We start from the raw sequence: 6,759 nt of genomic DNA on the forward strand, positions 1-6,759 counted from the left end.
CGATGGTTTCTAGTCCCTCCTCTGCGGAGAATGAGCCTAGCTCTGATGCAAGGTGTCCGAAGAGATGGCTAATCAATCGTCGCTGCGCTCTCAAGGTTTGGAACTCCTCATTGCGTACCACCAAAATCCTTCCATTGCTGTTCGCAATCGGCTTGTGCGCCTCAATGCAGGCCTGGTTCGCAAGATTGCCCATCGTGTCAGCCATCAGTGTGCAGAACCCTACGAAGATCTCGAGCAGATTGGCTACTTGGGGCTGATTCGCGCGATTGAGCGCTTCGATCCGACTCAGGGCTGTGCTTTCAGCTCGTTTGCTGTCCCCTATATTCGCGGCGAAATGCTGCACTTCCTGCGCGATCGCGCGAGCTCTGTGAAGGTCCCGCGTCGTTGGCAAGACCTGTATAAAGAAGGACAGCGGGTGCGGACGCAGCTCAGTCGCGATCTGGGCCGCCAACCGTCTGATTTTGAAATTGCCGAAACGATTGGCATTGCGGTGGGCGAGTGGCAGGAAATCAAGCTGTCGGCCAAGAACCGCACGCCTCTGAGCCTCGATGCGACGGTTTGCCAGCAGGCTGACTCCCAAATCACCCTGGGGGAAACGCTGCCGGATGCGCACTACCAGGTGCTGCAACGCCTCGAAGAAGACCGCCAGCAGCTTCAGCGTGCTCTCAATCAGCTCGAAGACAAAACGCGAGCCGCGATCGAGTTTGTGTTTCTCAACGGTATGTCTCGTAAAGAAGTGGCCGAGCGCATTGGGGTTAGCCCGATGACGGTGACTCGTCGCATTCAGCGCGGGGTTCAGCAGATGGTGGTATTTCTGCAACCGCAAGTTCTTCAGACAGACCCGTAGTACAAATTTCTGAAGTGTGGACACTTCCTCGGCGGGTTGAATTCTCTAACGTTTGTGTGTTCCTTGAGTTGATGTCCAGATGGAAGGCCCGTTGCTTTTAGAGGCGAAATTCATTACTCAAAATTTGAACTGCTAAAAGCAATTGAGAATATGAATGGTGCTCAGGACCTGGCAGGGGCCTGGAACTGAAGGGCTGAAAACAGCAAAAGACGATACAGGGTGCTGAAGGGCTGCTAACTTGGGCGGCGATCGCGATGGATCGACTGTGAAGATGGCTAGAGTTGGTGGCGAAAAGCGCTCTGCGTTTCAGTTTTTCGTTTTTTGATTACGCTGAATTGATTGTTGGTGAATTGGGCAGGGCCTTGGGATTCCTCTAGGGCGATCGGCCTAGAGGCGTTTTGGGCTCAGGCGATCGCTGTAGATCTAGGAGATCTATAGGAGATTTATGGGAGATCTATCAGCGGCCAGAGGTCACGGGGTCAGCGTCTTGTTGATAATTTGAATGACTCACTTAAAGAGCGTGATAGCGTTTTTGATCGGCTCAGGGGCGATCGCGCTGGAAGGCTAAACGCTATGGCTGGCGGGAACTTTTTGGCCCAAAAGTGAGTCGCAAGAGATGGTGGTTTCTGCCAAAGGCGATCGCAGTTTGCTCACTGCCACATCGCTGTGATACTGCTGTCACAAAGACGTGATATGAGCTTTCTAGGCTAGAAGAGCGACTTCCAGCAGTGTGGAAGTGCGGAGGCGCCAAGGCCAGTGAGGTCTCACCTGATCCGTCAGAGAAGGCTGCATGATCAGGGCAAAGCAAGTGAGATGCCCACTGCTCAAGGACTGAGGCGATCGCTCGAAAAGTCAGAGACTTCTTCGGGGTGCCCTTGAGATCAACTAGGCTTTAGATGGGACGCTATGCGTATCTTCCGTCGCAATCTTAACCAGACGCATTTTATGGACTCCAATCCTGTGGATACTACAAAGTCTTCAGCAAACAGCGATCGCGCGTCCAGCTCCCAAAAGTGGAAGCAGACTGGGCGCTATCTCTCTCTTTTGCTGCTGGGTGCGGCTGCAGTGGTTGTGGGTGAACGCACCTTATTGATGGACGGATCTGAGATTCCGGCGGCGATCGCCCAGCAAGTCACGCCCGGCGGCAGCTCTAGCCGAATTTTGCAGTCGGGAGCCGCTGACAATAACTTCATTGTGGACGCGGTTCAGCAGGTCGGCCCGGCGGTGGTGCGCATCGACGCGTCCCGGACCGTCAAAACGCAGCTGCCCGCGATTTTCCAAGATCCCTTTTTCCAAGATTTCTTTGGCCCGCGCATTCAGGGCATCCCAGAAGAGCGCGAGGAGCGAGGCACCGGATCTGGCTTCATCATTAATTCTGACGGCCTCATTCTCACCAACTCCCACGTTGTGAATCAGGCGGATACGGTGACGGTGACCCTCAAGGGCGGCCGACAGCTAGAGGGTCGCGTGCTGGGCGAAGATCCGCTGACGGATTTGGCCGTAGTTAAGATCGAGGCGAGCAACCTGCCGACGGTGTCGCTGGGCGACTCCAATAGCCTCCAGCCTGGGGAATGGGCGATCGCCATCGGCAATCCCCTGGGTCTAGACAATACCGTGACCGTTGGGATCATCAGCGCCACCGATCGCACCAGCGGCGATGTTGGAGTCCCGGACAAGCGAGTTGGCTTTATTCAAACAGATGCTGCGATCAATCCCGGTAACTCGGGTGGCCCGCTTCTAAATGCGCGCGGACAAGTCATCGGCGTCAACACGGCCATTATTGGCGGCGCTCAGGGTTTGGGCTTTGCGATTCCGATCAATACGGCCCAGCGCATTGCCGATCAGCTGATTGCCAATGGCAAAGTTGACCATCCCTACCTAGGGATTGAAATGGTCAACCTCACGCCGGAGATTCAGCAAGAGCTAAACCGCTCCAATCGCGGCGAGTTTCAGATCAGCGCTAGCGAAGGGGTGCTGGTCGTGCGAGTTGTGCCCAATTCGCCTGCGGCTCAGTCGGGGCTCCGTCCGGGAGATGTGATTCAGCGCATCAACGACCAGGCGGTGGAGACCTCGGAGGAGGTGCAGCGTCTGGTTGAAAATAGCCAGGTGGGTCAACCGCTGTCTGTTTCAGTGGCTCGTCGCGGTGGTCCTGTGACTTTGAGCGTGCGCCCGGGGGCCTTCCCGGTGCGATCGGCTCAGGCCCAGTAGTGCCTTAGGACGTTGGCATGGCTTTTCAGCGAGCGATCGCCCGAGTGGGCGACCCGACTCTTCGTCAATCAGCGCGCTGCGTGGCATCGGTGAACGAACCGGACACGCAGACGCTGATCGATGACTTGCTGTTGACGATGGAGTTGGCAGGGGGCGTTGGCATTGCAGCGCCTCAGGTGTCTGCGGGCGATCGCCTGTTTATTGTGGCTTCCAGGCCCAACGCCCGCTATCCCAACGCGCCCCAGATGGAGCCGACGCCCATGATCAACCCGATCATTGTGGCCCACTCAGCAGATCAAGAAAAAGGCTGGGAAGGCTGTCTGAGCGTGCCGGGTGTTCGAGGCTTGGTGCCGCGATATTCCTGCGTCCAGGTCGAATATCTCGATCGAGCCGGTAACCTGCAAACCCAGCACCTCACAGGCTTTATTGCCCGGATTTTTCAGCACGAGCTGGATCACCTCGATGGCATCTTATTGATCGATCGGGTGGAGAGTGACCAAGATTTGCTGACCGAGGCGGCGTTTCGTCAGCAGATTTTGGGCGAGGCGATCGCCTAGAGCGTCGGCTCCTCGGCCAGGAAAATGGGAAAATCCTCATGTTCCATTGCGTGTTGGACTTCTGAATGCAGCCTGTGCTCTCCAAATTGCTTCGCTATGGGCAAGGGGCGCTCTCTAGCCTCGCGCGAGTGCGATCGCACTCCCTCCTCAAACTGTTGACCCGCTCGAGCGATACCCTGCAATACTGCGATCGCTACGACTTCTCCATCGTGGTCAGCACCCGCGACCCAGCCATTGGTCGACCGCTTCTCTTCAAAGGCGAGTACGAAGAAAACGTCATCTCAGTCTTGGCACAGCACTTGCAGCCCGACACCCACTTCCTCGATATCGGCGCCAACATCGGCTACTACAGCCTTTTGGTTGCTCGCTGCGCACCCCAAGGACGGGTGCTCTGTTTCGAGCCAGATTTGCAAAACTTTCGCCGGCTCCAAGCCAGCATTGCCTACAACGGCTTCAGCGATCGCGTTCAGGCCCACAACTTGGCCGTCAGCGATGAAGCCAGTACCCTTGTCGTTTCGGACCTGGGAAATGCCGCCAACTCCGGCGCCCGCTTCACCGGCAAATCCCAAGCCCAGCTTCAAGCCCACATTCACGGCGCAAATCCCTACTTTCGAGAAGTGCAAGCCGTTCGTCTAGATGACTTTCTCGCTGATCAGCGAATTGATCTCATCAAAATTGATATTGAAGGCCACGAGCCCTACGCCTTTCGCGGCATGGAGCAAATTCTGAAGCGCCAGCGCCCCATCATCCTGGCAGAATTCGCGCCTTCCAATCTGCGCAGCCTCGGCAATGCCGATCCCCAGCGCTTCCTGCAAGAGATTTTGGACCTTGGCTACGCTGTGAGCGCCATCACCCTACAAGGGCAGTGCATTGACTTTGGTCAAGACAGCGCCGCCCTGCTAGCCCATCACCAGCAGCAAAAACGCCATCACACTGACCTATTGCTGCGGCCAGCGTGATGGCGATCGCCTGCCTAGCGCGAGATTTACATGCGCTCTAGCACTGGAATTCCCAGGAGCGAGAGGCCGAGTTTCAGCGTGCGAGCAGTCAGGTCGCACAGCGCAAGCCGCGACGTCCGCTGGGGCTCATCGGCCTGCAAGACAGGACAGCGATCGTAAAACTGATTGAACTTTTGGCTCAGCTCAAAGAGATACTGACACAGGCGATTGGGCAGCAGCTCCACCGAAACCGCCGCCAAGATCTGGTCAAGCTGCAGCAAATGCTTGGCAAGGGTCAGCTCTGACTCGTCTTGGAGATCAATCGGCACGTCGTTCGCGATCTGAGTAAAGTCAATCTGACCTTTGCGGCTGATGCCCTGAATGCGAACGTAGGCGTAGAGCATGTAGGGCGCCGTGTTGCCCTGAAGAGCCAGCATCTTGTCGTAGCTAAACACATAGTCGCTGGTTCGGTTCTGGCTGAGGTCCGCATACTTCACCGCGCTGATGCCAACGGTTTCAGCCACATGGCCGATAAACTCTGGCGACTCGTCCCGCCCTTCCTCTTGAACCCGAGTCGAGAGATCGGTCCGAGCACGAGTCACAGCTTCGTCCAAAAGATCCTTCAGGCGAACGGTTTCGCCCGATCGCGTCTTGAATTTTTTGCCATCTTCGCCCCGAACGACGCCAAAAGGAACGTGAATCGGTTCAACAGTCTCAGGAACCCAGCCAGCCCGGCGCGCAACCTGGAAGACCTGAGCAAAGTGGTTCGACTGGCCAGCATCAACAACGTAGATGATCCGCTCTGCACCGTCTTGCTGGATGCGGTATCGGATGGCGGCCAAGTCAGTCGTGGCGTAGTTGTAGCCGCCGTCGGACTTTTGGATGATCAGCGGCAGCGGATCACCGTCCTTGTTGGTGAAGCCGTCGAGAAAGACGCATTGAGCCCCTTGGTCTTCGACTAGGAGGCCAGTGGTGGCGAGATCTTTGACAACGTCGGCTAGCAGAGGATTGTAGAAAGATTCGCCGCGCTCGGTTAGGGTGATGTCGAGGCGATCGTAGATTTTTTGAAATTCCCGGCGAGACTGATCGCACAAAATTTGCCAAGCCTTCCGGGCTTCGGGATCGCCAGACTGGAGTTCGACAACGGCTTTGCGCGATCGCTCCTTGAAATCCTCATCTTCATCAAAGCGCTGCTTCGCCTCTCGATAAAACGCCACCAGATCGCCCAGATCAATCGCGTCTGAGTCTTGCAAAGCCGCCGGACAAGCCTCGCGCAAATGGGTGATCAGCATGCCAAACTGCGTACCCCAATCGCCCACGTGGTTCAGGCGCAGAACGTCGTGACCCTGAAACTCCAGAACGCGGGCGATCGCATCTCCAATAATCGTCGTCCGCAGGTGCCCCACATGCATTTCCTTCGCGATGTTGGGGCTCGAAAAATCGACAATCACTCGCTGGGGACGCTTCACTGGCTCAACACCCAGGCGATCGCTGGCCAGCATCCGATGCAGGCGACTCACCAGATACTCCTGCTTGAGCCGAAGATTGATAAAGCCAGGGCCTGCAATTTCAGGCGTCTCGCAGTAGTCATCGATCTCCAAGTTTTGGATGATCTGTTGGGCGATCGCCTGGGGAGCTTGCTTGAGCTGCTTCGTGAGCGCTAGGGCCGCATTGGACTGAAAGTCACCAAACTTGGGATTGCTTGCTGGCACCAGCATGGGATCAGCCTCGCCATACTGCTCCCCAAAGGCTTTCACCAGCGCCTGACTAAATCGCGCCTTAAGTTGATCGAGAGTAGAGTTCATAACAAATCCGTAGAAAGCTTCTGAATCAGCAGACTCAGGCATTTTTGAGCTTCATGCTCAGGTCCAGCCAAGTCGAGCGGGTAATCGGAGCACTGGTTGAAACATAGTCAACCCCCGTCTCAGCGACAGCCCGGATCGTTTCGAGAGTGATATTGCCAGAAGCTTCAATTTTAATCCGACCGCTGACCTGACGAATTCTTTGGACTGCCTCTTGCATCTGCGCGATCGCCATATTGTCCAGCATGATAATGTCGGCTCCTGCTGCCAGCGCCTCCTCAACCTGCGCCAGCGTCTCCGTCTCTACCTCAATCGTGAGCGGATAAGGAACCCGGCCCCGTACCCGGGCGATCGCAGGACCAATGCCACCCGCCGCTGCAATGTGGTTGTCCTTGATCATCACCCCA

General features: G+C 56.3%; 6 protein-coding genes (1 of these 6 running past the window's edge). 4 read left to right on the plus strand and 2 right to left on the minus strand.

Translation table 11 applies throughout. The features are described 5' to 3' along the window. The first annotated feature begins 64 nt into the window (after positions 1-64). From GEI7407_RS01045 to GEI7407_RS01060, 4 genes are all read left to right on the plus strand, one after another. Positions 65-847, plus strand: a complete 783-nt coding sequence (locus tag GEI7407_RS01045) for an RNA polymerase sigma factor SigF (RefSeq protein WP_015170280.1) — start codon at positions 65-67, stop codon at positions 845-847. Between the two features lie 945 nt (positions 848-1,792). Further along, a complete protein-coding gene (locus tag GEI7407_RS01050; protein ID WP_150109702.1) occupies positions 1,793-3,055 on the plus strand; it encodes an HhoA/HhoB/HtrA family serine endopeptidase in 1,263 nt (420 codons plus the stop codon). Positions 3,056-3,072: 17 nt separating this feature from the next. After that, on the plus strand, positions 3,073-3,612 hold the full coding sequence (gene def / locus GEI7407_RS01055) for a peptide deformylase (RefSeq protein WP_015170282.1): 540 nt from the start codon (positions 3,073-3,075) through the stop codon (positions 3,610-3,612). A 65-nt stretch (positions 3,613-3,677) separates the two neighbouring features. Further along, a complete protein-coding gene (locus tag GEI7407_RS01060) occupies positions 3,678-4,571 on the plus strand; it encodes an FkbM family methyltransferase (RefSeq protein ID WP_015170283.1) in 894 nt (297 codons plus the stop codon). A 26-nt stretch (positions 4,572-4,597) separates the two neighbouring features. On the opposite strand, the gene argS is transcribed toward GEI7407_RS01060, so the two are convergent. Together argS and nadC are read right to left on the minus strand one after the other, a co-directional pair. Next, positions 4,598-6,355, minus strand: a complete 1,758-nt coding sequence (gene argS, locus GEI7407_RS01065; protein WP_015170284.1) for an arginine--tRNA ligase — start codon at positions 6,353-6,355, stop codon at positions 4,598-4,600. Positions 6,356-6,389: 34 nt separating this feature from the next. Further along, positions 6,390-6,759 carry the 3' portion of a carboxylating nicotinate-nucleotide diphosphorylase gene (nadC, locus tag GEI7407_RS01070; RefSeq protein WP_015170285.1) on the minus strand. It continues 500 nt past the right edge of the window, so the window shows 370 of its 870 coding nt (coding positions 501-870); its start codon lies beyond the right edge, outside the window; the stop codon is at positions 6,390-6,392.

Source organism: Geitlerinema sp. PCC 7407, from assembly GCF_000317045.1.
GTDB lineage: Bacteria > Cyanobacteriota > Cyanobacteriia > PCC-7407 > PCC-7407 > PCC-7407.

Excerpts from the sequence above, each read along its gene's own strand:
- GEI7407_RS01045 (WP_015170280.1), top strand. The coding sequence starts at position 65 with ATGGCTAATCAATCGTCGCTGCGCTCTCAAGGTTTGGAACTCCTCATT.
- GEI7407_RS01050 (WP_150109702.1), top strand. The coding sequence starts at position 1,793 with ATGGACTCCAATCCTGTGGATACTACAAAGTCTTCAGCAAACAGCGAT.
- def (WP_015170282.1), top strand. The coding sequence starts at position 3,073 with ATGGCTTTTCAGCGAGCGATCGCCCGAGTGGGCGACCCGACTCTTCGT.
- GEI7407_RS01060 (WP_015170283.1), top strand. The coding sequence starts at position 3,678 with ATGCAGCCTGTGCTCTCCAAATTGCTTCGCTATGGGCAAGGGGCGCTC.
- argS (WP_015170284.1), bottom strand. The coding sequence starts at position 6,355 with ATGAACTCTACTCTCGATCAACTTAAGGCGCGATTTAGTCAGGCGCTG.